26 protein-coding genes are annotated in these 25796 nt (G+C 67.1%); 10 read left to right on the top strand and 16 right to left on the bottom strand.

Going from position 1 to position 25796, the window contains the following annotated elements; translation table 11 throughout:
* Nucleotides 1–30: 30 nt before the first annotated feature.
* From ATJ97_RS01315 to ATJ97_RS01305, 3 genes are all read right to left on the bottom strand, one after another.
* Nucleotides 31–591 (bottom strand): DUF4395 family protein, encoded by a 561-nt coding sequence (locus ATJ97_RS01315; RefSeq protein WP_170037028.1) that lies wholly within the window; start codon nt 589–591, stop codon nt 31–33.
* 220 nt (nt 592–811) lie between these two features.
* Nucleotides 812–1174: a hypothetical protein gene (locus ATJ97_RS01310; protein WP_098482201.1), complete on the bottom strand. Its 363-nt coding sequence runs from the start codon at nt 1172–1174 to the stop codon at nt 812–814.
* A 52-nt stretch (nt 1175–1226) separates the two neighbouring features.
* Complete coding sequence (locus ATJ97_RS01305; protein ID WP_098482200.1) at nt 1227–1598, bottom strand: hypothetical protein; 372 nt, start codon at nt 1596–1598, stop codon at nt 1227–1229.
* A 182-nt stretch (nt 1599–1780) separates the two neighbouring features.
* Between ATJ97_RS01305 and ATJ97_RS01300 the strand changes: the two genes are divergently transcribed.
* On the top strand, nt 1781–2182 hold the full coding sequence (locus tag ATJ97_RS01300; RefSeq protein WP_098482199.1) for a hypothetical protein: 402 nt from the start codon (nt 1781–1783) through the stop codon (nt 2180–2182).
* Nucleotides 2183–2398: 216 nt separating this feature from the next.
* Here ATJ97_RS01300 and ATJ97_RS01295 read toward each other — a convergent pair whose 3' ends face one another.
* Both ATJ97_RS01295 and ATJ97_RS01290 read right to left on the bottom strand, forming a co-directional pair.
* Nucleotides 2399–3061, bottom strand: coding sequence for an RES domain-containing protein (locus ATJ97_RS01295; RefSeq protein ID WP_098482198.1), 663 nt, complete (start codon nt 3059–3061; stop codon nt 2399–2401).
* Nucleotides 3058–3456: a hypothetical protein gene (locus ATJ97_RS01290; RefSeq protein ID WP_098482197.1), complete on the bottom strand. Its 399-nt coding sequence runs from the start codon at nt 3454–3456 to the stop codon at nt 3058–3060. Before ATJ97_RS01290 ends, ATJ97_RS01295 begins: the two co-directional genes overlap by 4 nt.
* 353 nt (nt 3457–3809) lie before the next feature.
* On the opposite strand from ATJ97_RS01290, the gene ATJ97_RS01285 reads away from it, so the two are divergent.
* From ATJ97_RS01285 to ATJ97_RS01250, 8 genes are all read left to right on the top strand, one after another.
* Nucleotides 3810–4865 carry a LacI family DNA-binding transcriptional regulator gene (locus ATJ97_RS01285; protein WP_098482196.1) on the top strand — a complete coding sequence of 352 codons (1056 nt, stop codon included), beginning with the start codon at nt 3810–3812 and terminating at the stop codon, nt 4863–4865.
* 133 nt (nt 4866–4998) lie between these two features.
* Nucleotides 4999–5949: an ABC transporter substrate-binding protein gene (locus tag ATJ97_RS01280; protein WP_098482230.1), complete on the top strand. Its 951-nt coding sequence runs from the start codon at nt 4999–5001 to the stop codon at nt 5947–5949.
* A 62-nt stretch (nt 5950–6011) separates the two neighbouring features.
* Nucleotides 6012–7532, top strand: a complete 1521-nt coding sequence (locus ATJ97_RS01275) for a sugar ABC transporter ATP-binding protein (protein ID WP_098482195.1) — start codon at nt 6012–6014, stop codon at nt 7530–7532.
* Nucleotides 7529–8563, top strand: a complete 1035-nt coding sequence (locus ATJ97_RS01270) for an ABC transporter permease subunit (RefSeq protein WP_098482194.1) — start codon at nt 7529–7531, stop codon at nt 8561–8563. The genes ATJ97_RS01275 and ATJ97_RS01270 overlap by 4 nt, the downstream gene beginning before the upstream one ends.
* A gap of 50 nt (nt 8564–8613) precedes the next feature.
* The gene (locus tag ATJ97_RS01265) at nt 8614–9990 is read left to right on the top strand and encodes a hypothetical protein (protein ID WP_098482193.1); all 1377 of its coding nucleotides are present in this window, start codon (nt 8614–8616) and stop codon (nt 9988–9990) included.
* An 81-nt stretch (nt 9991–10071) separates the two neighbouring features.
* Nucleotides 10072–11028: a carbohydrate kinase family protein gene (locus ATJ97_RS01260; RefSeq protein ID WP_098482192.1), complete on the top strand. Its 957-nt coding sequence runs from the start codon at nt 10072–10074 to the stop codon at nt 11026–11028.
* A gap of 251 nt (nt 11029–11279) precedes the next feature.
* Nucleotides 11280–12245, top strand: coding sequence for an alpha/beta hydrolase (locus ATJ97_RS01255; protein ID WP_098482191.1), 966 nt, complete (start codon nt 11280–11282; stop codon nt 12243–12245).
* A gap of 21 nt (nt 12246–12266) precedes the next feature.
* Nucleotides 12267–13136 carry an SMP-30/gluconolactonase/LRE family protein gene (locus tag ATJ97_RS01250; RefSeq protein ID WP_245861943.1) on the top strand — a complete coding sequence of 290 codons (870 nt, stop codon included), beginning with the start codon at nt 12267–12269 and terminating at the stop codon, nt 13134–13136.
* A gap of 43 nt (nt 13137–13179) precedes the next feature.
* Here ATJ97_RS01250 and ATJ97_RS01245 read toward each other — a convergent pair whose 3' ends face one another.
* The 8 genes from ATJ97_RS01245 to ATJ97_RS01210 form a co-directional block, all read right to left on the bottom strand.
* Complete coding sequence (locus ATJ97_RS01245; RefSeq protein ID WP_098482189.1) at nt 13180–15273, bottom strand: glucosidase family protein; 2094 nt, start codon at nt 15271–15273, stop codon at nt 13180–13182.
* Nucleotides 15274–15322: 49 nt separating this feature from the next.
* Nucleotides 15323–16576, bottom strand: a complete 1254-nt coding sequence (locus ATJ97_RS01240; protein WP_098482229.1) for an enolase C-terminal domain-like protein — start codon at nt 16574–16576, stop codon at nt 15323–15325.
* A gap of 17 nt (nt 16577–16593) precedes the next feature.
* Entirely contained in the window at nt 16594–17397 is an 804-nt protein-coding gene (locus ATJ97_RS01235; protein ID WP_098482188.1) for an SDR family oxidoreductase, read from the bottom strand.
* An 18-nt stretch (nt 17398–17415) separates the two neighbouring features.
* Nucleotides 17416–18231: a carbohydrate ABC transporter permease gene (locus ATJ97_RS01230; RefSeq protein WP_098482187.1), complete on the bottom strand. Its 816-nt coding sequence runs from the start codon at nt 18229–18231 to the stop codon at nt 17416–17418.
* Between the two features lie 3 nt (nt 18232–18234).
* The gene (locus ATJ97_RS01225; protein ID WP_098482186.1) at nt 18235–19164 is read right to left on the bottom strand and encodes a carbohydrate ABC transporter permease; all 930 of its coding nucleotides are present in this window, start codon (nt 19162–19164) and stop codon (nt 18235–18237) included.
* Between the two features lie 100 nt (nt 19165–19264).
* Nucleotides 19265–20542 (bottom strand): ABC transporter substrate-binding protein, encoded by a 1278-nt coding sequence (locus tag ATJ97_RS01220; RefSeq protein ID WP_245861941.1) that lies wholly within the window; start codon nt 20540–20542, stop codon nt 19265–19267.
* Between the two features lie 25 nt (nt 20543–20567).
* Complete coding sequence (locus ATJ97_RS01215; protein WP_143426840.1) at nt 20568–21749, bottom strand: DUF4185 domain-containing protein; 1182 nt, start codon at nt 21747–21749, stop codon at nt 20568–20570.
* Nucleotides 21750–21786: 37 nt separating this feature from the next.
* Nucleotides 21787–22497, bottom strand: coding sequence for a FadR/GntR family transcriptional regulator (locus tag ATJ97_RS01210; protein ID WP_281254902.1), 711 nt, complete (start codon nt 22495–22497; stop codon nt 21787–21789).
* A 396-nt stretch (nt 22498–22893) separates the two neighbouring features.
* Here ATJ97_RS01210 and ATJ97_RS01205 point away from each other — a divergent pair, with 396 nt between their 5' ends.
* Nucleotides 22894–23169, top strand: coding sequence for a DUF1016 N-terminal domain-containing protein (locus ATJ97_RS01205; protein WP_098482183.1), 276 nt, complete (start codon nt 22894–22896; stop codon nt 23167–23169).
* 366 nt (nt 23170–23535) lie between these two features.
* On the opposite strand, the gene ATJ97_RS01200 is transcribed toward ATJ97_RS01205, so the two are convergent.
* The 3 genes from ATJ97_RS01200 to ATJ97_RS01190 form a co-directional block, all read right to left on the bottom strand.
* Nucleotides 23536–24489, bottom strand: coding sequence for a sugar kinase (locus tag ATJ97_RS01200; protein ID WP_098482182.1), 954 nt, complete (start codon nt 24487–24489; stop codon nt 23536–23538).
* Nucleotides 24486–25127: a bifunctional 4-hydroxy-2-oxoglutarate aldolase/2-dehydro-3-deoxy-phosphogluconate aldolase gene (locus tag ATJ97_RS01195; protein WP_098482181.1), complete on the bottom strand. Its 642-nt coding sequence runs from the start codon at nt 25125–25127 to the stop codon at nt 24486–24488. Before ATJ97_RS01195 ends, ATJ97_RS01200 begins: the two co-directional genes overlap by 4 nt.
* Before the next feature lie 256 nt (nt 25128–25383).
* Nucleotides 25384–25791 (bottom strand): RidA family protein, encoded by a 408-nt coding sequence (locus ATJ97_RS01190; protein ID WP_098482180.1) that lies wholly within the window; start codon nt 25789–25791, stop codon nt 25384–25386.
* Nucleotides 25792–25796: the final 5 nt, after the last annotated feature.

Raw genomic sequence — 25796 nt, 5'->3', positions numbered from 1 at the left:
CGGCGGCACTGCACCCGCACGAACGATCGATCAAGCCTTGATGAAGCCGCCGGTGTCGCCGTGGAGCGCGCTGGACGGCCCAAGGTGCTCTCCCAGTGCCGTCGATGCGTCGACCTCGGGCAGAGCACCGAAAACCATCCGATAGATCCACGACCCCAGACACCAGAGGGTCGTCGTGAGAATGCTCGCCCCGACGAGAACAAAACCTCCCAGCAAGTAACCCAGCACCGGCAGCCCGAACTGGAAGGACAGGGCCGCCCCCGCCACCAGGGAGGTCGAAAGAACGTAGGAGAACTGTCGTGGCTTCGGTGTGGGCGGCAGCGGCGGGGCGCCGATCAGGTGACGCACGCCGTAGTTGTAGACCACGTCGGTGACCATGGCCCTGGGGAACAGGGCCCCGCTGAGACCGATGGGGACCAACACTCCAAGCCAGACAGGCGACTGCAGGGCCAACCCGATCGCGACCAAGACGGCGCACACGGCCGGCGTGAATCGCAGCGGCAACGCGATGCGCGCTTTAGCCTCCCGGTCGAGGTAGCCAAAACCTTGACCGTTCAGGTTGTGGTCGGTGAACACGCTGAGGGTCGCCATCTCCGAAGCACCTCCGGACATCGGAGTTGCTCACGTCGCAGGTGCCTGCACCGTCGATGCTTGCCCCTCGTACAGGTCTACGCGAGGGACCAACGACCCGGCCCCGTGCGGCCGCCACGCCCAACGACAGTCGTTGCCCGGGCCGGACACCATCCGGTCCGGCGCTGAACCACGCGGGCGCGGGGACCCCTGACTGCGCGGCGACGCGGTGACGGCATCGTCAGAGCATGTCCGTGGCGAGGGCCTCGGCGGCGTCCTTCTTCGTAGTAACCGCCCGAAAGGTGCGGTACCCGGCCCGGATCGTGACCTCGTTGAAGATCGAGGCCGGTCCTCCAAGGACAGTCAGTGGCCTCTCGAGGATCTCGCGCTGGCTGCCGAGGCGACCCGTGAACCAGACGGCCCGCCGCTCGCACACGGCGAGGTAGCCCATCGGATCGGAGGTCTCGAAGAAGCCGACGACGCGCTCGTCCGGTCCCAGCGCCTCCAGGATATTGGTCTCGAGGTCCGTCCCGGGGATCCATCCGTCGACCTTGGGGTACGCGTTGGCGGTGCGCGGGTCAGTGATGATATCCATCTGCGTCATGCCGTCCATCGTTGCGGAGGGTGCAGCGGCTCGCGGACCGAAAGGTGGCAGGTCAGAACACTCCCGCGGCGAGGGCCTCGGCGGCGTCCCTCTTGTAGGTCTTCGCCTTGAAAGTGCGCTCACCGACGCGAATCTCGACCTTGTTCATGGTCGAGTACGGACCGCCCAGGATGGTGAACGGCCGCTCGATGCTCTGATAGACGCTGCCGAGCCGACCGGTGAACCAGATGCCACGCCGCTCGCACACGATCAGGGCGCCCATCGGATCGGACGTCTCGAAGTATCCGACCACGCGCTCATCCGGACCCAGCGCGCTCAGAATGTTCCTCTCAAGATCGCTTCCAAGGATCCAGCGGGCGATCGGCGGGTACGCGCCGGCCGTGCGCGGGTCGGTCGTGATGTCGGGCTGCGTCACGACGCTCATCTTGCCGATCCCGCACTGATCTGTCCTCGAAGCTGGGTCGGGAAGCGGCGGCCCCAAGTGGCTAGTTGCTGACGGAACGGCCAGTTTTGTCATAACGTCAGTTATCGGCGGTGTGATTCAGAGTGTCGGCAGCGGGGTGATTGATGATGGGATCTATGGTGTGACTGTGTGACGATAGATGCATGAGCAGTCAGGCGGCCGTTGTGCGAGGTGACCTGCGCGCCCACGAGGAATCGCTCCGGTTGGCCGCGCCGGAACTTGTCGGTCGGCTGCGCGAACTGCTGGGCGCCAAGCTGGTCGCCTACCTGGGCTCGGTCCAGGAGACCCGGGCCGTGCGACAGTGGGCCGCCGCCGAGGATCCCCGCACGCCCTCGACCGACGTCCTCAACCGCCTCCGGATGGCGTACCGGATCGCGACGTTGCTACGCGAGAAGGACCCGCCCGGAGTCGTCCAGGCCTGGTTCCAGGGGTTGAACCCGCGTCTCGACGACGTCGCGCCGGCGCGACTGTTGCGGGAAGGCGGTCTGGAGCAGGTCGGCCCCGGCGTCCTGGCGGCCGCCCGCGCGTTCGCCGCCGCCGGGTGAGTCGGCCTCCGGTATCGAGCCGAGGTAGGCCGTGGAGCGGTGGAGGGCTGGATGCTGGCAGTGACCGGCCCGGCCAGTCGGTGACGCCTTGCCCCGTAGACCGAGGCGCCCGCGAATCTGCTCGGCGCAGTGCGTCCGGTCCGTCCCCAAGTGTGGGTGGTCGCGGATGAGGAGGTGACCGCACCCCCGCAGCCGGGCCAGTCGGGACGGGTGTCCCTAGTGAAGTGTGAGTCGGTAGGCCTCCGCGACGCGGCGCAGAGCCTTGTCGTGATTGGTGATCTCACCGGCCGGCGCGATCTCTATGACGGGAGTGCCATCGAATATCGCCCAGCACTCGAAGTCACCGGTGCGTGAGAGATAGCGCAGGCCGGAGTACAGCGACTCACCCTCGTCGTCGGTCTGGGTGTAGGCCCATGTCGCGATGGCACGTGTGAGCAGTCGGTCGGCGCCGCGGATGTGTCCGACGTCCAGGTGAGGGACGTTCGGCGGCAGAGTGATGGCAGCCTCCAGGGCGTTCCAGGTGTCCTGATGCTCGACGTCCACGAACGGCAGCGCCTCGGGCACGGCCAGGGCGAATCGCCGCCGGTTCTCGCGCCAGGATGCCGCCACGTTGCCGGCTCGCATGTGGCCGCCTTCGTCCTCGTCCAGGTCGACCATGCCGGGTGCGGGGCGGAGCCGAGCGAGGACTTCGCGGTAACAGCCCTCGATGTCGGTTGAGGTGTAGAGCACTCCTCCGCCTACGACGTCGAAGCGGTTCCCTGCGTTCTGGGAGAGGGCGTCAGCCGGCTCGATCTCGGAGAACCGAGTCCCCATCCCCAAACGCGCCACGCGCCACATCACGTCGGGGGCCGTGACCAGGTGTGGCTTCGGGGTGCTCATCCCCCGGTCGTGAACGCCCGGGCGGCGGCCATGGCGGCGCGCACGTCACCGTCGGCGATGACTTCGGCGGGGCTGCGGTCCTCGAGCTGAGGGTTCATGCCGATGAACCAGGCGCGTACGACGTGGCGGGAGTCGGTCTCGACCAGGAGTTGGACGATCTGGAACGCGCCGCGGAGCCGCCGTTCGACGTCGGGCTGTGGTGGCTTCTGGGTTCCCTCGGCCCAACGGGCGATCGTCTGGGGGCTCTTGCCGACCATGTGGGCCACCAGCTTGGGGCCGAGGTTCTCGCTGAGGTACTGGGCGATCTGCTCGACCGTCCAGTCCTCGGGCCGGCGGCGGGCGGAGTGGGAGGCGGCTCGAGATCGGTGTCCGGCGTTGGCGCTTGCTGCGACCACGGCTGGGACCTTCTCTCTCTCTATTCGGGGGCGATGGCAAAACGACGTTGTTACGACGTAGTTTCGAGACTACAACGAATCCCCGACACGGGTACTCGCAACGCCGGGTCGAGAAGGTCCCCACCGGAACCGCTCCTCCCCCAGCGCCCGGCGACAGTTGGGCGCTGCCGACGTCGAGAGCAAGCTGTGTCCCAACGCCAGAGCTGCGCCGAGCGGGGTGGCGGGACCAAGGCTGACCCCGGATGAAACAGGGGTTGACAACCGTACGAGACGATCCCTACCTTCCTCCTAAACGTTTAGGTGCCACGCAGGCGCAGGGGCCTCGACCTAATCGTTTAGGAGGGTGAGTCAGGGTGGCGAAGAAGCCCACCATGATGGACGTCAGTCGAGCTGCTGGGCTGTCGGTGTGGACGGTGTCGCGTGCGCTCGGCGACGGCGACGGCGTATCCGCGCAGAGTCGTGAGGCCGTTCTGCGGGCCGCGCGCGAGCTCGGCTACGTGCCGAACCGTGCCGCTCAGGAACTTCGGAAGAACACCCGCCGCACCGTGACCGTCCTGACCGCCAGCACGTCCAACTACTACTACATCGACCTGATGCGAGGTGTGCAGCGGACGCTACGGTCCTCGGGCCGGACCGCCATGGTCGCCGACCTGGCGGCTGAGGGCGCCTACACCGTCCAGGTCGAGGACGCCACCGTCCAGAACGTCATCGAGCACCGCACCGCCGGCGTCATATCGACCCTCACGCTCAGTCCGCACAACGCCGAACTGCTCCAGACGTGGGACATCCCCGTGGTGTTCGTCGACTCCGCCCCACCGGCCGGGGTGGCCGGTGCGGCCAGCGTGACGACCGACAACTACGCCGCAAGCCGAGACGTGGCGGAACACCTCGCTGCTCACGGCTACACCGAGTGGCTGCTACTGATGTATCCCTCCCGGTGGACCACCCGTGCGCCGCGTGAGCGCGGCATGCGCGAGGCCGCTGCGCGGCTGGGGGCGAACCTCGTCGTGATCGACAGCGAGAACGATCCGAGGTCCGCGGCGACGGCATTCGCCTCGTACCTCGACCGCGAGGGCACCCGCCCCCCCCGCGCCGTCATCGCCGGCAACAACCCGCTGCTGCAGGGGGTCCTGGAAGTCCTCCGCGGCCGCCGACTGAACGTTCCAGAAGACGTTGCCCTCGTCGCGTTCGACGAGTTCGCCTGGGCACCGCTACTCGCCCCGCCGCTGACCGTCCTCGATGAGAACGCCAGCAACATCGGCGACCTCGCTGCGTCCACACTCACCCGCCTCATCGAAAGACAGATCCAGGCGGAACGAGAAGGCGAGCGGCCGGTGCCGGTGTATCTGCCCGAAGACAGGCAGGAGGTGGCCGCAACGCTCACGATCCGGCAGTCCTGCGGCTGCTGACACCCCGACCGCACCTCCGAAACACCAGGGACGAGCCGGACACCAGCGAGTGTGGTGCGTCCGCGAACCGCCCAGCAAACCGTTCACTACCGCCGCACAGCCGCGGCACCCCAATGAAGGAGTCAAGGTGAAGATGAGCCCCCGCCCGACGATCGGCGCCACACTTGCCGTGGTCGCCGCACTCGGTCTCGCCGCGTGCACCTCCGGCGACGACGTCGCCGCCGAGGGGCCGGAGTCCATCGACTCGATCGGCCTGATGGTTCAAGACATGTCGAACCCGTTCTTCTCCGCCATGGAGAAGGGCGCCAAAGAGGCGGCCGAGGAGATCGGTGCCACGGTGAACACCCAGGACGCGCGCCTGGACCTTGCCAACCAGAACACCCAGATCGACGCCTTCATCCAGCAGGGGGTCGACCTCATCGTCATCAGCGCGGTGGACCAGGACGGCATCGAGCCGGCCATCGAGCGCGCCAAGCAGGCCGGCGTCATCGTCATCGCCGTCGACACCCCCGCCAAGGGCGCGGACGCGGTCATCATGACCGACGCCGTGGAGGCCGGTGAAAAATCGTGCGAGTACCTCTTCGAGCAGATGGGCGGCGAGGGAAAGATCCTCATCGTCGACGGAACGCCGATCCAGACCATCATCGACCGGATCACCGGCTGCGAGAACGTCATGGAGGACTACCCCGGCATCGAGGTCGTGGGACACCAATCGTCGATGAACGACCGAGCGTCCGGACTCGCGGTGACCACCGACATGCTGACGGCAACTCCAGACGTCCAGGGGATCTTCGGGATGAATGACCCGTCGGCTCTCGGCGCCGTCCTTGCGGTCGAGCAGGCCGGGCTGAGCGACCAGGTGATCGTCACCGGCGTGGACGGCAGCCCCGAGGGCGTCGAAGAGCTCGAGCGAGAGGGTTCCCCCTTCGTCGGTACCGCGACCCAGAACCCGGCAGAGATGGTGCGCCAGGCAGTGCAGGTGGCCGAGGACATCGTCAACGGGGAGCCGCCCGCGGAGACCACCATCCTCATTCCCAGCGAACTGGTCACCCGCGACAACGTCAGCGAGTACCCCGGCTGGTGACCCTCACGGTGTGTGCGGCGCCGGATCCGGCGCCGCACACACCGAGGCCGAATGGAGACGTCATGACAGCATCAACAACGGCGCCGCTACTGCAGTTGCGCGGCGTGTCCAAGCGATACGGGCCGACCCTTGCCCTCGACGGCGTCGACTTCGACCTCCAAGCCGGAGAGGTCCACGCCCTCATGGGCGAGAACGGCGCCGGGAAGTCGACCCTGATGAAGATCCTCGCCGGCAACGAGTCGAGGGACGCAGGCCACATCCTGATCGACGGCCAGGAGATCGACATCACCTCCCCCGCCGACGCGCGCGCGCACGGCATCGCGATCATCCACCAAGAGCTGAACACGGTCCCGGCGATGAGCGTGGCCGAGAACCTGGCACTTGGCCAGGAACCGCGCACGAGGTTCGGTGCACTCGACCGCCGCGCCATGCTCGCCTCTGCCCGGGAGAAGCTCGCGCGCATCGGCGCCAGGATCGACCCCCGCCGTCCGCTGGGCGACCTCAGCGTCGGCATGCAGCAGATGGTCGAGATCGCCCGCGCCGTCAGCGAGGACGCCCGCATCCTCGTGCTGGACGAGCCGACCGCAGCTCTCTCACGGGCCGAGGCCATCCAGCTGTACCGCATCATCAACGAGATGCGCGACGCCGGCGTCGGGCTGATCTACATCTCCCACCGCATGGAGGAGGTCTGGCAGCTCGCCGACCGCGTCACCGTCTTCCGGGACGGCAGTTATGTCGGCACGCGGGAGAAGGGCGCGATCGACCCACCCGACGTCGTACGCATGATGGTTGGTCGCGCAGTGGACGACCTCTATGTCCACGAGCGGCGCACTCCCGGCGCCGAGATCCTCGTCGTGGACAACCTCACTGGTACGGGTGTCGGGCCCGTGAGTCTCAGCGTGCGTGCCGGGGAGGTCGTCACCCTCGCCGGGCTCATCGGTTCGGGCCGCACCGAGGCTGTCCGCCTCATCTTCGGGGCCGACCGCCGGGACTCCGGGCGGGTGCTCGTCAACGGCCAACCGTCCGACGCTCACTCGCCTCTCGCCGGGATCAAGCACGGCATCGCCATGGTCCCCGAGAGCCGCAAGGAGCAGGCGCTGTTCCTCCAGCACACCGTCGAGTCCAACATCGCCATCAGCGCGCTCGACAAGCACACCAAGGCGGGCGTTCTCGACCGCCCCGGCATCCGCCGGTCGGTGAAGAAGGAGATGCAGCGTCTCAACCTGCGACAGAACGCCATCGGACTGCCCGTTAGAGCTCTCTCCGGCGGCAACCAGCAAAAGGCCGCGCTGGCCCGGTGGCTGATGCGTGACTCCGAGGTCCTCATCCTGGACGAGCCGACGCGTGGCGTCGACATCGGCGCCAAGAGAGAGATCTACGAACTCATCGACACGCTGGCCGCCCAGGGCAAGGCGATCCTGGTGGTCTCCTCGGACCTGCCCGAGGCCATCGGCATCAGCGACCGGATCCTCGTCATGCGTGCCGGCGAGATCGTCGCGGAACTGCCGGCCAGCGCCACAGAAGAAGACGTCATGTTCCACGCCACCGGCACGGCGGCCCACTCGACCGGAGAAGCCCGATGAACGACACCACTACCCTCACGCCCGCCGGCTCAGACACCAAGGAGCCCTTCGACTTCGCCCGCTGGTGGGACCGGGTCGGCATCCTCGTCGTGCTTGTGCTGCTCGTCGGCCTCATGGCACTGATCGCCCCGAACTTCGCGTCGACCAACAACCTGTTGAACATCGCCCGGTCGATCTCCATCAACGCGATCCTCGCCGCCGGGATGACCTTCGTCATCATCACCGCCGGCATCGACCTCTCCGTCGGATCGATCATGGCCGTCTCCGGCGTCGTCAGCGTCCTTACCGCGATGGCCGGCGCCCCGTCACCGGTCGCCATCCTCGCCGGCGTCCTGGCCGGCGCCGTCGCCGGGCTGTTGAACGGCCTGTTCATCGCCTACATGGCACTAGCCGCCTTCATCGTCACCCTGGCCTCGATGACCTTCCTCCGCGGCCTCGCCTACACGATGACCGGCGGCCAGCCCATCGTCGACAACGCCCTGAACTTCCGGGACCTCGGCAACGGCTACATCGCAGGCATCCCCGTCCCCGTCATCGTCATGGCGATCGTCTACCTCGTGGCCTGGTTCATCCTCGAACGCACCCGCTACGGACGCCACGTCTACGCCGTCGGCGGCAACCCCGAGGCCGCCCGCCTCGCCGGCGTCAACGTCAAGCGCATCATCACCTCGGTCTACGTCATCGCCGGGCTGTGCGCCGGCCTCGCCGGTGTCATCTTCGCCGCACGCGTCGTCTCCGCCCAGCCGACCGCCGGCACCAGCTACGAGCTCGACGCGATCGCCGCCGTCGTCCTCGGCGGCACCAGCCTGGCCGGGGGCCGCGGACGCATCGTCGGCACCCTCATCGGCGCGGTGATCCTGGGCGTCCTGAGCACCGGCCTGATCCTCATGAACGTCCCGTTCTTCACCCAGCTGCTCATCAAGGGCGTCGTCATCATCCTCGCCGTCTCCATCGACAGCCTCAAGCAGCGTCCCATCCGGCGCCGACGCCGGGCCGCCGCTCTGAGCGGCGAAGAGGTCGCGACCGCATGACCACCGACCGCCCCCGCACGCCTGACCAGCTACTGGAAGGACCCCACGTCTTGACCACCACCACCACCGCGACCGTAACCGTCACCGACCCGCTGCCCGGCAAGCGTCGCAACGAACCGATCGTCTTCACCGTTCCTGGCGCGTACCCCGGTGACCTGTGGGCGGCCCGCACAAGCGCCGGTGAGCTCGTCCCGTGCCAGAGACTCCGCACGCAGACGAGCGAGGACGAGACGGCATTCGTCACCGTGCTCTCGTTCGAGGGAACGACCGAGCTCGAGGTGCTGGGCGCGTGGGAGGGAACAGTCGAAGGGATCACCGAACTCAATCCACGCGAGGAGGACGCCTTCGCCCGCCTCGACACCGGCTACTTCGACCTCGAACTGTGCACCGGCACCGCCAAGGGCACGGGCTCGTCCAAGTGGGGACTGCGCCACTTCGCCGCCAAGCACGAGGGAATCGACCTTCTCCCTACCGGCAACAACGCCATCGGCGGCTTCTACGGACCCTTCTTCACGCCCGAGAACGGGCTCATCAACCCGCCCGAGCACACCACCGTCGAGGTCGAGGTCATCGAGAAGGGGCCCGTGCTCCACCACTACCGCATGCACGGCACCGTCCCCGACGGCCTGCTCGACGAGCTCAGAGACAAGTCGTTCACCATCGACTGGAAGTTCACATACGGCACCCCGTACTTCGAGCGCCGTTACCAGGTCGACGCCTTCCAGACCGTCATCAACGGCCGATCGGTGACCGACAAGATCACCGTGGGCGACGAGTTCGAGGGTGGCCAGGGCGAACTCGTCTTCGACCGTTTCGAGGCCTACCAAGGCACCCAGTTCCGGGCGGGCGACCCCTACGCCGAAGAACTCGTCAAGATGGTCTCCGAGACCATCGAGACCTCAGCCTCGACCACGGAGAAGTTCTCCGAGTTCCGGCACCACCTCACCGCCGGCATGGAGTCCGCGCACTGGGACCTGTACTGGCGCCTCTTCTGCGCCTGGGAACGAGTCCTGGACGAGGACGAGATCCGCGAACGGCTCGCCCGCGTCAGAGCAGCGTCGCACGTGCGTGCCGACCTCCCCGAACGACCGTGGGTGATCACCGACGCGCCGATCGACGTCTCCGCCGCAAGCGACGAGACGATCTTCCCGGGCGCCGCGTCCAAGACCGTCGAGTTCCATTCCCGCACCGGTCGAGCGATGGTGTGGTGGACCGGCCAACCCTCGGGCACCTTCCAGATCGTCCAACGCCGGCAGTCGGGCTGGGTGAACTGGGGCAGCAACGGCGAGAACGAGTGCCCCGAGCTCCCCGTCGGCACACCAATCAAGACCGCCTACGGCCACTTCGTCCCGAGCTGGCGGCACGTCGCCGACCAGCTCGAGCAGCCACCGACGGTCACCGTCACCAGCCATCCCGATCACGCCTGATCCGCACGCCTCGGGGTGCCTCGGAACTTCCCCGAGGCGCCCCAGGCAACCGGAACGACCAGACCACCGATTGGGCACAGCATGACATCGCGCCGCACCGAGGTCCTCGTCATCGGCGAGACCGTGGTCGACATCATCAAGGACTCCCAGAACACGCGCGCCTATCCAGGCGGAAGCCCGGCAAACGTCGCCTATGGGCTCGGCAAGCTCGAGCGAAGCGTCGCCCTGCTGACCCAGTTGGGTCGCGACACGAACGGAGAGCTCGCCAGAGAACATCTCGCCGCCGCCGGAGTCACGATCCTCCCGACCGCGCCCACGGCACGGACCGCCACGTCGACCGCAGTCCTCGACAGCCACGGCGCAGCGACCTACGAGTTCGACATCGACTGGACGCTCCCGAGCAACGTCGAGCACCACCTCGCACCGTCGCACGTCCACACCGGATCGATCGCCGCCCTCACTCCCCCGGGCGCCGACGCGGTAGAAACCCTCATCAGGTCGTTGCACAACACGGCAACCGTCAGTTTCGACCCCAACATCCGACCAGCACTTCTCAACAGCCGGGCCGACGCCATCAGACGAACCAAACGGTTCGTCAGCCTTGCCGATGTCGTTAAAGCGAGCGACGAAGACATCGCCTGGCTCTACCCAGAGGTGTCGCACGACGCCGTCATCGACGAATGGTTGGACAGAGGGCCGGGGATCGTCGTGATCACCAAGGGCGCGAGAGGGGCCGTGGTGGCAACACACGACCACCGCCTCGATGTGCCCACTCCCCGCACCCCGGTGGTGGACACCGTCGGAGCTGGCGACAGTTTCATGGCCGCACTGCTGGACTCGATGCTGCGAATTGCGCTGCTCGGCGTACAGCACCGCAGCACACTCAAGTCGACAGGAGCTCAAAGACTGCTGCAGAGCGCCCAACGAGCATCCACGGCCGCAAGCATCACAGTCTCAAGGTCCGGCGCCAACCCGCCAAACGTCGACGAACTAGACGCAGCCCTCGTCAACTCCGAGGCTCCAGCGGTGTGGCACTGACAGCGCGAAATGAACTTACGCTTCGTCAATTATCGGATCACTATATGAGAAGTGGCGTCTCGCTATGCGGTTCGCCGCCCTACGCCGGCACCAGCGCGGAGGCCCGGTCAGGTCCGCGCGGTCCTCCGATGTTTAGAGAAGCTTCGAGACTTGCTCACCTGCTTGTGTCCACTCTTTAGCCGTACTATTCCTAAAACGGACACGTTCGTCAGAGGACACGTTCGACAGTGCGAAGACGCATCTGGAGAGACATGACCGAGACCACGACGCCGCGCTTGCGTCCACCGGCCCCAGCCGGCCTCAGTGAGCAGGCTCGCCAGTTCCTCGACGCGGAGACACCGTTTACCTCCCACGAGCCGCCGGATGACCCGTTGGACACAGAAGGTTGGCTGCGCTACGTCGAGGCGGCGAACGAGGCGCTTCTCCAGGTCCTCTCTGAGCGGTTGCCGACCGCCCTTCCCGAGCTTGAGAGGGAAAGACGCACGATCAACGGCGTTCCGACCTTCGTGCTGCGGCCGGGTCACGTCCCCGACGAGGCTGACACGCCACTGTTCCTGGACATTCACGGTGGTGCCCTTGTCCTGGGCGGCGGTGAGGCATGCGCAGTTACGGCTACGGGCGCTGCGCTGATGAGGAAGGCGATCACATGGGCCGTCGACTACCGGATGCCCCCGCTGCACCCCTACCCCGCGGCCCTGAATGACTGCCTGGCGGTCTACCGCGCGGCCCTGAAGGAGCGTCCGCCGGAGAGGATCGTCGTCAGCGGTGGGTCGGCCGGCGGCAACCTCGCTGCTGCGCTCCTGCTGCGCGCTAGGGACGAGGGGCTCCCCATGCCTGCCGTACTCGTGCTGCTCACTCCGGAGGTCGACCTGACCGAGTCCGGTGACTCCTTCCGGACGAATCTGGGCATCGACCACCAGTTGGGGTCACTCATCGAAGTGAACCGCCTCTACGCCGACGGGCATGACCTGAGCCATCCCTACCTCTCGCCGCTGTTCGCCGAGCTTGCTGGGCTCCCTCCCACCTACCTGCAGACCGGCACCCGCGACCTCTTCTTGTCCAACACGGTCCGTATGCACCGGAAGCTCCGCGCCGCTGGTGTCGAGGCCGAGCTGCACGTGGGAGAGGCCATGCCGCACGGTGGCTTCGGTGGCAACACTCCTGAAGATCTGGAGCTCGCTGCGGAGCTACACGGGTTCATCGAGAGGCACCTATAGCCGCTGACAAGTCTGATCACTTTGGCCACACTGGTAACCGTGGCAATCGTCGAACAGATCACCGCTCCAGTGACCGACCATGGCGAGGGACCGGTCTGGTCACCGACATGGGGCGGTCTCCGGTTCGTCGACATGCTTGTCGGTGACGTGCTCACGCTTGGCGACGATGGCGAGGTGCTTCGATGTGGTGTGGGGCGGGTCGCCGCGTTCGTCCGCCCCCGCAGCAACGGCGGCTATGTGGTGGCCACTGAGCACGCGGTGGAGCTGGCCGATGAGGTAGCTGCCGCACCCAGCCGGTCGGTGGAAATCGACCGCACTCCCGGTGTACGGATGAACGAGGGCACGGCGGCGCCGGACGGGAGCCTCTACGTCGGCTCCACCACGTGGGGGCAGGAGCCCGAGGCCGGCGCGCTGTTCAGGGTGACCCCCGATCTGGAGGTCCGCAAGGTCCTCGAGCGGGTCACGATCTCCAACGGCTTGGGCTTCTCCCCCGACGGGACGCGCGCCTACTACGTGGACAGCGGCGCGGGTCGCATGGACGTCTTCGACGTTGCGGACGGTGCTTTCCACGATCGCCGCCCCCTCGTTACGCTCTCACGCCGCACGGGCGACCTCGACGGGCTGGCCGTGGACGTCCAAGGAACCATCTGGGTGGCGGTCTACGGCGCCGGTCAGGTGCACCGGTACTCCCCGGAGGGTGCAATCCTCGAGGTCCTCGACCTCCCCGTGCCTCATGTCACCGCATGCGCGTTGGGCGGACCGACGCTCACAGACCTGTTCATCACCACGTCTCGGGGCGGGCTGGGTGCGGACGCCTCTCCGGCTGCCGGCGCGGTCTTCATGGCCTCCGTGGACGTGCCGGGTCAGCCAGTGCTGCCCTTCGCGGGCTGAGCCGCCGGCCACCTGCGGTTGTCGGCGGCTCAACCCGTGCCGCTTAGTCCCGCGGGATGGCCTGACCGTCGACGAGGTCGTAGCACCGCCCCTGGACGACCAGTCCCTCGAGCCGCGCCTCGGGGTCGAGGGCGTTGATGCATCCACCGGCGCTCACCTCGCCGTCCAGGGTGACTCGCAGACCGAAGATCCCGCCCAGCACCAGCTCGCACCACGAGCCGGCGGACGAGCATGACCAGTCGATGAGGTAGGGCCACTGCGGCGGCGTCTTGCGGGCTCCGCCATTGATCGGCTCGATCGCCTCCTCGACGAAGTGCGCTTGTCCGGGCGGACCTTGGTTGGTGGTTCGCGCAAGCCCGGGCAGCCAGTCGAGGACCGCCTCGGGATGCCCAAGCTCGATCGCGGCCCGGGCGGCGTCCGCCGGCCAGGCCGGGTACGCACCGTTCCACTGGTGGTCGGCCCGGAGGGAGTACGCGGCGTTTTCGTCCCAGGGAGAAAGCGCCCGCATCCACGATGGGGTCCGGAGCTCCTCCACGAAGAACTGCACCATCTCCTGGCGCTGCCGCTCGGGGAGGTCGGCGGCGATGGTGGTGCCCACGGTGGTGAAGTCGTATGCGTGCCGTGTCTCTACCAACGACCCGTCCGGTTGCCGGGTGTGGAAGAAACCCTTGCCCTCCACATAGAGGTCCTTCACGAGGTCCACGAGCTCACCTGCTTGCCTGCGCAGATCGGCCGCTTCATCGAGGTTTCCCTCGAGCTCGCAGATCTCCGCCGCCGCGCGCATGTTCCAGACGTTGGCCGCGTTGAGGCTGGCAACCTCGTGGACGTAGGTGCTGACGCATTCCAGGAGGTTGTCGATTTCGCCGTAGTCGGCGAGGCCGGACGATGAGCGGATCCGGTGCCAGGCCGTGGCCCAGTACCGCACGTTCTCACCGATGCTGCGTGTCCGCCCGTCCGGTGTGGTCAGCTCCTCCCGGAGGAAGTCGTGGTCGCCGTGCAGGCGCAGGTAGTCGTTGACCAGGCGGGTCATGGCGTAATGGTTGACCGAGTACCAGTACCCGACCGGCCCGCCCGTGAGCCACTCGGTCCCAAAGTGCTCGTCGATGTCGAGCCCCACCCAGTGGCCGATCTGGCGCCGCATCACCCCCGGATCCAGCAGGGCGTGCACCATGGAGCTCAGGGAGTAGTCCCAGATGAACGTGGTGGTCTGCCAGTACCGCGGCATGAGGGTGTCGTAGGTGCGGCCGAGCACCGAGGCGGGATTGTCGCGGCGGAACCACAGGACTCCCATCGCCCCCCACCAGTACAGCTTTCGTAGAGCGGCGTTCTCGGTCACGAGCACCGGCAGGTTGCCCCCGAACTCTCCGTTGCCGGGCGTGAACATGGCCGCCAGGCTCCTGTCCCAGGCCCGACGGGACGCCGCCAGTGCACCTGGCACATCGATGGCGACACGCTCGTACGCGTCAGCGACTTCCGCAGTGTCAGTCCCGATGAAGTGGAGGTAGGCGAACCTCAGGCTCTGCCCGCCGGGCACGTGCTGTTGCACCTCCACGAGCCGCGTTGTCCCGCTGGTGTCGGCGACGTCCCGGCCGGCATGGTCCACCAGACCCTGCACGCTGACCGCCGTCCCGTCAGCAGGGCGTCCAACTCGCCGGGCTCCCTGGACCTCCACGGCGTTGGGTGCCTGTGGAGGTTCTGCCGCCAGCCACGGCTTGGGAGACCTGGTCACCGTCGAATCCATCCACAGCCCTAGCCGGAGCTCCCGCTCCTCAAGGGCCGTGTTCGTCACTTCGATCTCCACGACGACGCCGTGCTCCCCCGGCGGGCACACCGTGACGGTGCGAACTGCCCATCCCTCGATGGTGGTCCACCGCTCCACGCGGTCCGGTCGCCACTGCACCTGCACCGACTGGCCGTAGGAGCGGGCAAGGCGTCCCCCGATGTAAAGCTGACCGGTGATGCAGTCTCCCTGCGACAGGGGTGGCACGTTCACCGATCGGACGGCAACCACGTCGTGGTCGACCTGCGCGGTCGCCACGTGGTTCGTCAGCCCGGGCGGGTTGACCATGTCGTCGAACCTGTCGACGACCACGTCGCCGGTGAAGTCCTCGACGGTAGGGATCGTGGGGATGGTCATCGGTTCCTTCCTGGCGCCGGCATGCGGCGCCACAGCGTCGGCTGGGCGATCAGTAGGAGTTGTTGCTCAGGGCGGCCGGTCGGCCCGTGACGCGCGGGTCGGCGAAGTCGGCATTGGGCAGCAGGGGGTACCAGTCCGGTCTGCCGGGATCGCGGTCGTAGGCGTAGGGACCCAGCTCCCGGTACAGCTCGGAGTACTGCGCGACCTTGTCGCGGTCGAGACTCACGCCCAGCCCTGGGGCGCTGGGCACGGTGATCCGGCCGTCGGTGTAGGGCATCTTGCCGCCGGTGATCACGTCGTCGAGCAGGTGGTGGTAGTGGGCGTCCGCAGCGAACGTGAGGTTTGGTAGGACGGCTCCCAGGTGCAGCATGGTCGCCAGCTGGATGCCCAGCTCCCCGGAGGAGTGCACCGCGATCCCGAGCTGGAACGTCTCGGCCACGCCGGCGGCCTTGACGCAGGGGCGGATGCCACCCCAGAAGGTGGTGTCCAGGAGCACGACGTCGACGGCCGGGTGCAGGACGTTGGCCGCCAGCTGCTCGAAGTTAACGACGACGGTGTTCGTGGCGGTCGGGATGCGGGTGTTCTCCCGGAGCCTGCGCATGCCGTTGAGTCCGTAGCAGGGGTCCTCGATGTAGTCGTTGTCGAGGTCCTCGATGCCTCGTGCGAAGCGAATCGCTTCTTCCACGCTGAGTGCCCCGTTGGGGTCGTAGCGGAACCGGTCCCCTGGCAGCGCGTCGGCCAGCGCCCGATAGCACTCCCGCTCGTAGTCGGGCGGGAACACTCCCCCCTTGAGTTTGTGCACGGTGAAACCGTGCTCGGCCTTGAGAGTCAAGGCGTGATCCACCAGCTGGTCGGGAGTGCGGACTTCTCCGGTGGTGTCACCCGAGGCGTAGCGGTAGAACAAGTAGCTGGCGAACTCCACCTCGCCCCGGACCGCCCCTCCGAGCAGGGCATGGACGGGCAGACCGGTGTGCTGACCGAGGAGGTCGAGGCAGGCGAACTCAACAGCGGCCAGCAGCTGGGTCCGGTTGTTGTAGAGGCTGGCAGTGGGGTTGGCCAGCATGAATCTGAGGGCCTCGGTGCGCGCCGGATCGTGACCGACGAGGTAGGGATTGAGGGCCGCAATCGCCGCCTCGGCGCTCTGTCCACCCCCGCCCATCTCGCCGAGGCCCACCAGACCGCTGGTCGTCTCGACCTCGACGATGGTCCGGACGAATCGCCCCCAGTGGGCGCCGTTGCTGTGCCGTAGCGGTGCCTCCAGCGGGACGGTCACGGTGGTGGCCCGTATCTCGGCGATACGCAGGCCGCTTCCAGGGATCGTCATGCCTCTGCCTTCGGTAGTGCGGCGGCCAGACCGGCGGTGAGCCCGCCGTCGACCTTGAGATCAGCTCCGGTGATGAATGCGGCGCGTGCGGACAGGAGGAACGCCACCGCCTCAGCGACTTCGCGGGTGGTTCCCACCCGGCCAACGGGGTGGGTGCTGCCCCAGTCGGCCACGACCTCGTCGGGCGTTCTGCCCTGGCTGAACAGGGATGCGGCCCAGCGCAGCATGGGCGTGTCGATGGATCCGGGGCACACGGCGTTGACCCGGATCCCCTGGGGGGCGTGGTCGATGGCCATGGCGCGCATGAGCCCCAGTAAGGCGGACTTGCTCGCCGCGTAGGCGGCGACGTCCCTCTGCGTGGCGTAGGCCTGCGCGGAGGAGACGAGCACGACCGCACCCCCGCCACGGGCGCGGATCAGTGGCACGCCGACCGCGCAGGCGTGGAACGCCCCACCGACGTTGACGTCCATGACCTCGGCGTAGGTGCGGGGATCGGTGGTGTCGACACTGCCGTATCGCTGTATCCCCGCGGCGCACACCAGTCCGTCAAGCCCACCGTGATCGGCGGAGACCCGCTCGGCGACAGCGGCCAGTTGCTCACGGTCAGTGACGTCCGCGGGCGCGGCCTCGAACCTCCCCGGACCCCCGGCGCCTTCGGCTGCGGCGAGGGCGTCGGTGTCGCGGTCGACCCCAATGACTGTGGCTCCTCCCTCGACGAGGAGGTCCGCGATACCGCGGCCGATGCCGGCGCCGGCTCCGGTGACCAGGACGGTGCGCCCGGCCCAGCTTGTGTCAGACACGAGAGGTCCTTCCTTTCGTCAGAACTGGCCCAGGGCGAGGCCCCGGGTGAAGGCCCGCTGGGTGAGCAGGAAGAGCAACACCGTCGGGATCGAGACGATCAGGCCACCGGCCAGGACCGTGGGCATCGTCGATCCGCCGTAGGTGGTCTGCAGCGCCGAGAGCGCCGTCATCACCGGGCGGGTCTCGGAGGACTGCGTGAGCGTGAGGCCGAGCAGCAGGTCGTTCCAGATGAGCGTCGCCTGCAGAATGAAGATCGCGACGAGCGCACTGGTGGACATCGGGAGGTAGATGCGCCAGAAGATGCGCCAGGTGGACGCCCCGTCCATCACGGCGGCCTCGAACACCTGGTAGGCCACGCCGGTGAAGAAGTTCCGCATGACGAAGGCGGCGAAGGGCACGGAGATGACCGTGTAGACGAGGATCATGCCGGTGCGGGTGTCGTACAGCCCGGTCTCCACGTATCCGATGAACAGCGGCATCAACAGCATCTGCAGCGGGAAGACCGTCGCGGAGAAGATCACCACGAACCAGAAGAAGCCGTGCTTCAGCCGCAGCGCGACAATCGCGAACCCGGTGGCGGCACCAATGAGTACGGCCAGGGCCGGCGCGACGACGCTGTACAGGGCGGTGGAGGCGATGCCCTCGGAGATTCGTCCGCGAGTCCACGCCTGGCTGACGTTCTCGAAGAGCCCGGACGCGCCCACGGCTTGCCAGACGGACACGACCCCGTACTGGTCGTTCGTCTTGGCTGCGTTGGCGAGCATGAGGTAGACGGGCAGCAGCCAGAGCAGGCCGAGGATTAGCAGGATGCCCTTACGGATCTTGTCTGCCATGGACTAAGCCCCCTTCGCATCGGCGAGCTGACGGCGCAGGTAGATCACCGAGGCCGCGACGGTGACCACGGTGAGGAAGACCGCCACCGCGGCACCGAACCCGTAGTCGTTGCTGACGAAGGTCTCCTTGTACATCGTCAGCGCCAGCGTCTCGGAGGACGCCCCGGGGCCCCCCTTGGTCATGGCCCAGATGATGTCGAACTGCTTCAGGGACCCGACGATGGACAGCCCGATCACGACGGTGGTCAGCGGCGTGAGCATGGGCCACGTCATGGTGCGGAACAGCGTCCAGCCGGACGCTCCGTCCAGCCGTGCCGCCTCGATCGGCTCCTTGGGAATGGACTGCAGGCCGATCCCGAACAGCAGCGCGTTCACGCCAGCCCCCTGCCAGGTGGCCGCGGCGATCATCACGAAGGTGTTGAGAGGGGCGTCCAGGAGCCAGCGCAGGTCGGCGCCCGGGAGGTTGAGGAACATAAGCGCCTCATCCAGCGCCCCGCCGCTCTGGAGGATGAAGGTCCAGATGACTCCCACCGCGACCCCAGAGATCGCGTAGGGCAGCAAGAACGGAACCCGGTACCAGAAGGATCCCTTGATGCCGTGGGCGAGCACGGCGATTAATAGACCGAAGCCGACGGGGAACACCAGGGTGCCGAGCACCCAGAAGAGGGTGTTACGCAGGGAGGTGGCGAAGCCGGCGTCGGCGAACATCGCCTGGTACTTCTCCAGGCCCACGAACTCCGGGTCACCCAGTCCGTTGTACTCGGTCAGGCTCAGGTACGAGGTCCAGACGAACGGCAGGTAGAGCAGGACCGCGACAATGAGCAGCCCGGGTAGGACGAAGACTCTGGCGGGCCACCGATATGCGTCTCGGGTGGGATTCTGGGGAGCGGGGCGAACTGGTGCCGCTGGTGCGGTGACGGTGGGGGCGGCCATGCGGGTGCCCTCTCCTTTCCTGAGACGACCGGGCCGGAGGCTCGCGCTGCCTGCTCGGTGCTGACCGGTGGGTGCGGGAGGCCCGCACCCACCGGCACTGTCACTTCTGGTCGGCCCAGTACGCCTCGGCCTCGGCCTGCAGCCGCTCAAGGCCAGGCATCGGGTCGGGCGCATTGGTCACGAAGTCTCCGAAGACCTCGGTGGACAGCGTGTAGACGGGCAGCGGGTTGGCCTCGAGGTACCGCTGCTGGATCGTGTAGTTCGACCCTTCGCCGGTCACCTCTTCCACCAGCGCCGAGAGTTCGGGATCGGCGACGTCTGCGTTGGGGTTGAAGGACACGTCCCCACGCTCTGAGGACCACGTCGTCTGCGCTTCGTCGGTCATCCACCAGGCGCTGTAGTCCAGCGCCGCTTGCTCGTTCTCCGACCCCACACCCACGCACAGCGGGCCGGTCTCGAGGATCATCTGCCGGTTCTCGACGTCCGGGTTCATGTTCGGCATCGTGAAGACGCCGTAGTCCTCGCCCGACTTCGCGTCGATGTCCGTGAGCTGACCGGTGAAGAAGGTGCCGAAGTACGCCATAGCGACGTCACCGTTCGCGAGCAGCGTCTGCGGGTCGGTCGTGACACCAGGGTCGATGAAGTAGCCGCTGTCGATCATGTGCTTCCACTGCTCCATGACCTCGACGACCTCGGGGTCGGTGTAGCTCGCGTCACCGGTCTGCAGCCCCTGATAGCTTTCCGGGGAGTTGCCGGCGAGCATCGCCTGGAACCAGACGAACTCAAAGATGATGTTCATCTGGTGGAAGGGCACCTCGCCGTTGTCGACCAGGGTCTGGGCGATCTCCATCAGGTCGGCCCAGCTCTCGGGGACCTCCAGGTCGTACTCCTCGAAGACCGCCTTGTTGTAGTACACCGGCCAGTAGGCGACGTTCAGCGGCACGCAGTACTGCTTGCCGTCGTAGGTGTAGTTGTCGATAAGGCCCTCGGGCACCGAGCCGTTGGCTTCGGCCTCCGCCCAGAGGTCGGTGGTCTCCGCGACAAGCCCCTGGTCGACGAGGTCGGCGAGCTGGCCACCGGTGTGCCACGTGAACAGGTCCGGCACGGAGTCTGTGCGGAATGACTGCTTGATGAAGGAGTCGAAGGCGGTGGGGTCGGAGTAGCCGGTGAAGTCCAGCGTCATCCCACTCTTCTGCGATTCCTCGTTCATCGCGTCGAAGCTGGGCTCCCACGCGGCCTTGTCGGTGTAAAAGCCGAGCGTGACGTCCTCACCGCCTTCGTTTCCGGCGCCTTCACCGTCGTCGGTGCCGCCGCAGGCGGCCAGGATCATGGCCAGGGAGGCGGTCGCTCCGGTAACCAGAAGGGTCTTGCGCTTCACAGTTCTCACCTCGTCGTGAAAGGGGTCAGGGGGTGGTGACGTCGAGCTCAACCTTGATGAACCGGGGGCGGTAGATCGAGACGTCGTTGTACAGGTCGGAGGAGTCCATCGAGTTGACGTTGTAGGTCACCAGGAGGGTGTCGCCCTCGCGCAGCTCGGGATGCTCGTGGGCGTTGTATGCGATGACGTTCGGGTTGCCGTACGTGCCCGCGGAACCGACCTCGGGCATGTGGTAGAGGGTCGTGGGGTTGCTGAACGGACCCACCGGTGAGCAGCTGGTGTAGGCCCGGATCTCGCTACTGAAGGGCGTCGAGGTGTCCTGGGTGACCAAGAGGTAGCCGTCCCGATAGGGGGTGACGCTGTACTCGTTGGCTACGTCCTTGAGCACCCGCGTTGAGGCGGTCTCGTCGGTCTGCCAGCTCGCACCATCCCAGTAACGCCAGCGGTCCAGGGCGGTCAGGTCCCCGCCCAGCACCTTCGCGACATGGAGGTACTTCTCCGCACCGAGGTCCTCCACGCCGTAGACGTACACGTGGCCGCCGATGCGCTGATACCACGAGGCCCACTGGATGTTGCCGTCGGAGGGCAGCGGTTGGACGTCGACGAGCTCCCAGCTGTCGGTGTCGATGGTGGCGAGCGAGTTGCTGGACCAGCCCCAGTCCCAGTAGCCCTCGCCGAAGCGTGCGAACTCCAGCACGCCGACCTGCAGATCCCCCGTGCGGGTGCGCAGGCCAGCGCCGAACCAGCTCCAGTCGCTGTCGGTGCCCGGCCCCACGATGCTCTCGGGGGCTCCCTCACTCCCGCCTGTGACGGTGGTGAGGTCCTGCCCGTCCTGCACGATGATCGAGTTGTTAAGGAACGGCGTCGACTCTGGCCGACTACCGTCCTCGTGGACCGGGCCGAGGAAGGTATCAGAGAAGATCCACGCCAGGGAGCCGTCGCGGAGCTGGACGGAGTAGGTGCTGTCACCTCCGGTCCAGCCCTGCCCCGAGTCGCCATACCCGGCGAACAGATCGGTGCGCTCGGAATCTATGGAGGCGGTGGCGGTGATCTCGGCGCCAGCGAGGGGGCACGTGTCCTGGCGCTCGGGGCCGCTCGGTGGCTGGCCGGGGCTCGTGGGCTGCGCTGCGGCCGACCCGGCGGCGCCGGCGCTGAACAGGAGCGCGCCGGCAACGGCCGCCCCAGCAATGCGGGTGGTCTTGGGCATGGTGGTCACCTCGTTGTGATCAGTGTTGGTTCGCGTGTCAGGGGTCGGGTGTACTAATCGCGCCGACGACGTCGATCAAGTGACGGCGCATGAGCTCGCTCACCTCCTTGACCCTGCCGGCGGTGATAAGGCGGACGATCTCCTCGTGCTCGGCGTGATCCGCGTCGGGGTCCCCGTGAAGCACCAGGATCTGGCGCTGCTCCTCGGCGTGGATGAGCAGGATCGAGTCCAGAACCTCTTCGATGATTCGGTTGCCCGCAGTAGCGCCGATCGCCCGGTGGAGATCGATGTTGACCTTCCACAGTCGGTCGTCATTCAGCTCCAGGCATCGGCGTGCATCGGCCAGGTGCTCCTCAAGGAGAGCCAGGCCACCTGGGGCACGCACCGCCGCGGCCTGCCCGGCGATCGCGGGCTCGATCACCACCCGAGCCTCAGTGAGCTCGATGAGCTGCTGCCGGTCGGCGCGCGGGGCGACCGCGTTCGGCAGCACACTCCGGTCGAAGTTCTCCCCCACGTAGATGCCCGACCCGTGCTTGAACGACAGGATCCCCAGACCCTCAAGGCGGCGGAGCGCCTCCCGCATGGTTGGCACCGCAACACCGAACCGGGCAGCCAACTCACGCTGCGGGCCGATCTTCATCCCGGGCGTAAGCCCCTGCTCGCTGATCATGTCCACCACGGCGGCGACCAGAGTGGAAGTGAGCGTGGCTCGGGTCACTGGTTCGACTCGCGGCTGCGGCACTGACATGGAAAGTGATCTAATCACCTGCTCACTGCTACATGCAAGGGTTTCGTTCCATCGCCGCCAAGAAAAATCCTCGTTAGCCCACGGCAGTTGTGCCGCGGCGTCAGGTTGCCCTCGCGAGATGACCATCCACGCGCTGGCTGGCCGCCCGGGTGCCCCGCCAGACAGGTCCCGGAGTTGCCGTGTCGGAGGTCGGGCGGCCGCTCCGAGGCGGCAGGATGGCGGCGCAGGCGTGACAAGCCAGAACCTCGAAGCGTCTGTCCCCGAGGGGTACGGCGAGCTGCTGGAGGAGTTCAAGCAGCGGGTGCGTACTTCCAGGGTGCGGGCGGCACGGGCCGCGAACACCGAACTACTGGCGCTGTATTGGTTCGATCGGGTGCAGCGACAGGAACAGACGGTATGGGGGCGCGGAGATCGTCGAACGCCTGGCGCACGACCTGCTGCCGGCCACAGCGCAACCTTCAGTACATGCGCGCGGTCGCCGCGGCTTCGCCAGACCCGGCTTTTGTGCACCAGCTTGCTGCACAACTCCCCAAGCGCCACGTCACCGTGCTGCTCGACCGTCTCGACGAGCCCTCGCGGCCGGACTGGTACGCCGCCCAGGCCGTCGAGCACGGCTGGTCCCGCAACGTCCTTAGTCGAGACCGGACTGCTGCCTCGCGGCGGCAACGGTGAAGACGGCGAGCAATGCCGCATACGGCCCGAACTTCACCTAGAGCGCCGGTGCGATGTTCCAGATCGTCGTCGACGTCGGAAACTGGGACGCCTCCAGGGCAATGAACTCCCCGGCCAGTCCGCGAACCTCGACAGCCCCACCTGACCGACTGTTCGAGTCCTGGGCCGCCGACGGCAGACCCACGCGGGCGATGACACTCTTGGCGATTCCCCGACGCGCCGCTGACGACCACCATTGCTACTCGACAAGCAGGGGTCGCTACGAACTCGTCCTAGAAGCCCGGCAAAGGGGGAAATGGCTGTCCGACGGGTTTCCCTCAGCCACTGGGCCCCGCGACGAACCGTCGGCTAGCGTGGCGATCCCCCTCAGCGTGTGACGGGATCGCCGGAACGCTCTAGCCGACTGCGGTCGGGTGCGCCCTCCCAGTCGCCCGGTGCCTCGCAGAGCATCGCGCCAGATCTAACGGCCGTACGCATTGCGTCGTGGATGGACGCGCCGTGGAGACGTTCCGCGAGGAAGCCGGCGACGAACGCGTCACCTGCCCCCACGGTGTCGATGACCTGGCTGACCGGGACCGAAGGCATCACCGTGATCTCACCTCCGTCGAGAGCCAGGGCACCATTCGGGCCGAGTTTGACGACGGCCGTCTTGGCGCCAAGGTCGACGAGGCCTTTGGCGAGATCGACCGGTTCATGCTGTCCGGCGACGACGATCCGCGCCTCGTCGTCACCAGCGAAGACGTAGCGGCATCGCGCGATGACCTCGCGCACGAATGCCGCTGCATCGTCCTGGCTCCACAGGCGTGAGCGATAGTTGATGTCCAGCGAGATGGGCACCCCCACATCGTGGGCGCGGGCGACCGCGGCGAGGGTTGTTTCACGCGCGGAGTCGCTGAGAGCCGGCATGATGCCTGTGATGTGCAGGAGGTCCCACTGTGCGAGGTCGTCGAGTGGAAGGTCGTCCGGGGTCATGTGGCTCGCGGCTGAGCCGGCACGGTAGAAGAGCACGTTGGTCTCTGATGCGGATGTGCGCTCCTTGAGCATGAAGCCCGTCGGGCGCACAGGATCGACGGACGCGCGCACATCAACGCCTTCCGCGCGAAGCCCTCTGAGGATCATCCGGCCGATGAGGTCGTCGCCGAGGCGACTCACCCAGGTCGTCGGGATACCCAGACGCTGCAACCCGATGGCCACGTTGCTCTCGGCCCCACCGAAGCTGACGGCCGCTGCGGGCTGGTGCGCGAACGCACCGAAGCCCGCACTCGCGCACAGACCCATCGTCTCTCCGAAGGTAAGGACCTTCGGCTGCCCGGAGCTCATCGGTTCCGCGCCACGGCGACGGCGTCGACGACGCGGAGAGCACGGTCGCGGAGAGCCGCCTGGCTGCCGCCCTTGAGTGAATCGCCGAGCAGCGGTCCGCCGAGGCTAACGGCGATAGCGCCGGCGCGGATCCAGCCGCCGACGGCGCTGATGTCCACTCCGCCGGACGGGATTACCGCGAGATCGGGGTATGGCCCGTGCAGGTGCCGGATGTAGTCCGGGCTGACGGTCGCGGCCGGAAAGAGCTTCACGGCGCTCACCCCGCGACGCCAACTGTCAATAAGCTCCGTTGGTGTGAGGCCTCCGGGGTAGACCTCGAGGTCGTGTTCGGCAGCGGCGGCGATGACGTCGGGCGCAACGGCCGGGGTGACGATGAAACGTCCACCGGCTGCCCCGGCTGCGGCGACCGTCGCCGCGTCGACCACCGTCCCCAGGCCGATGGTGACGCCAGGGGGCACCTCGTCGACGATCGTCTCGAGGCGGTCGAGCACGCCAGGGGTGGTCATGGTCAGCTCGATGGCCGCGACGCCGGCGTCAGCGAGCGTCGCAATCGCCGGCCGGCAGTCGTCGATGTGCTCAGCGCGCAGCACGGCGAGGATTCCGGGTCCGGTGAGGGCGGGCGGCGGTGGCTGGATCATGCAGGTGCTCCTAGGGGGGATGGAGGGCGTCCCGATGGTGGGCCCCCTCTGCGCGGTTCAGCGGTTGGCGGTTCAGTTTGATTTCGTGTGAGTGGCGGTATCGCGACAATCCGCTCGAGGGCGACGCGCCGGTGAATCGTAATCACGCTGAAGCGGGCCACCACCAGTGCCGCCGACAGGTTGCAATATGCGGTAACAGATAGGGCGACGGCCGCCAGGAGGCTGAGGCCAGCCTGCCTGGCCGTCGTCGCTGGAGTTACGCGGAGAGGACAGCCATCCCGTCGATCTCGACCAGCATCTCTTCACGGGGCAGGCCCACGAACACGGTCGTGCGCGCAGGGAGCACGCGTGAGTCAACGTGCTCGTGCATGAACTGCTCGTAAGCCGCGTTCATCTCGGCGAAGTGCCCGCGCTCGGTGAGGAAGACCCGCAAGGAGATGACGTCGTTGAACGTCCCGCCTGATGCTTCGACGACGGCCCTCACATTGTTGAGCGTGCGAAGAGTCTGACGGCCGACGTCGCCCGGATACAGGTACTTGCCCGTTTCCGGATCCTGCGGACCCTGCCCTGAGACCTGGAGTATTCCTCCCTTGAGTACCCCTTGCGAGAATGAGTGGGCGGCCGCCGGAGCGTCAGGCGTGGTCAGAGCACGCTTCTGGGTCATTCGTA

This window comes from Georgenia soli (genome assembly GCF_002563695.1).
GTDB lineage: Bacteria > Actinomycetota > Actinomycetes > Actinomycetales > Actinomycetaceae > Georgenia > Georgenia soli.
Note: the sequence above shows the minus strand (reverse complement) of the source record. Positions and strands in the feature narration are given on the sequence as shown.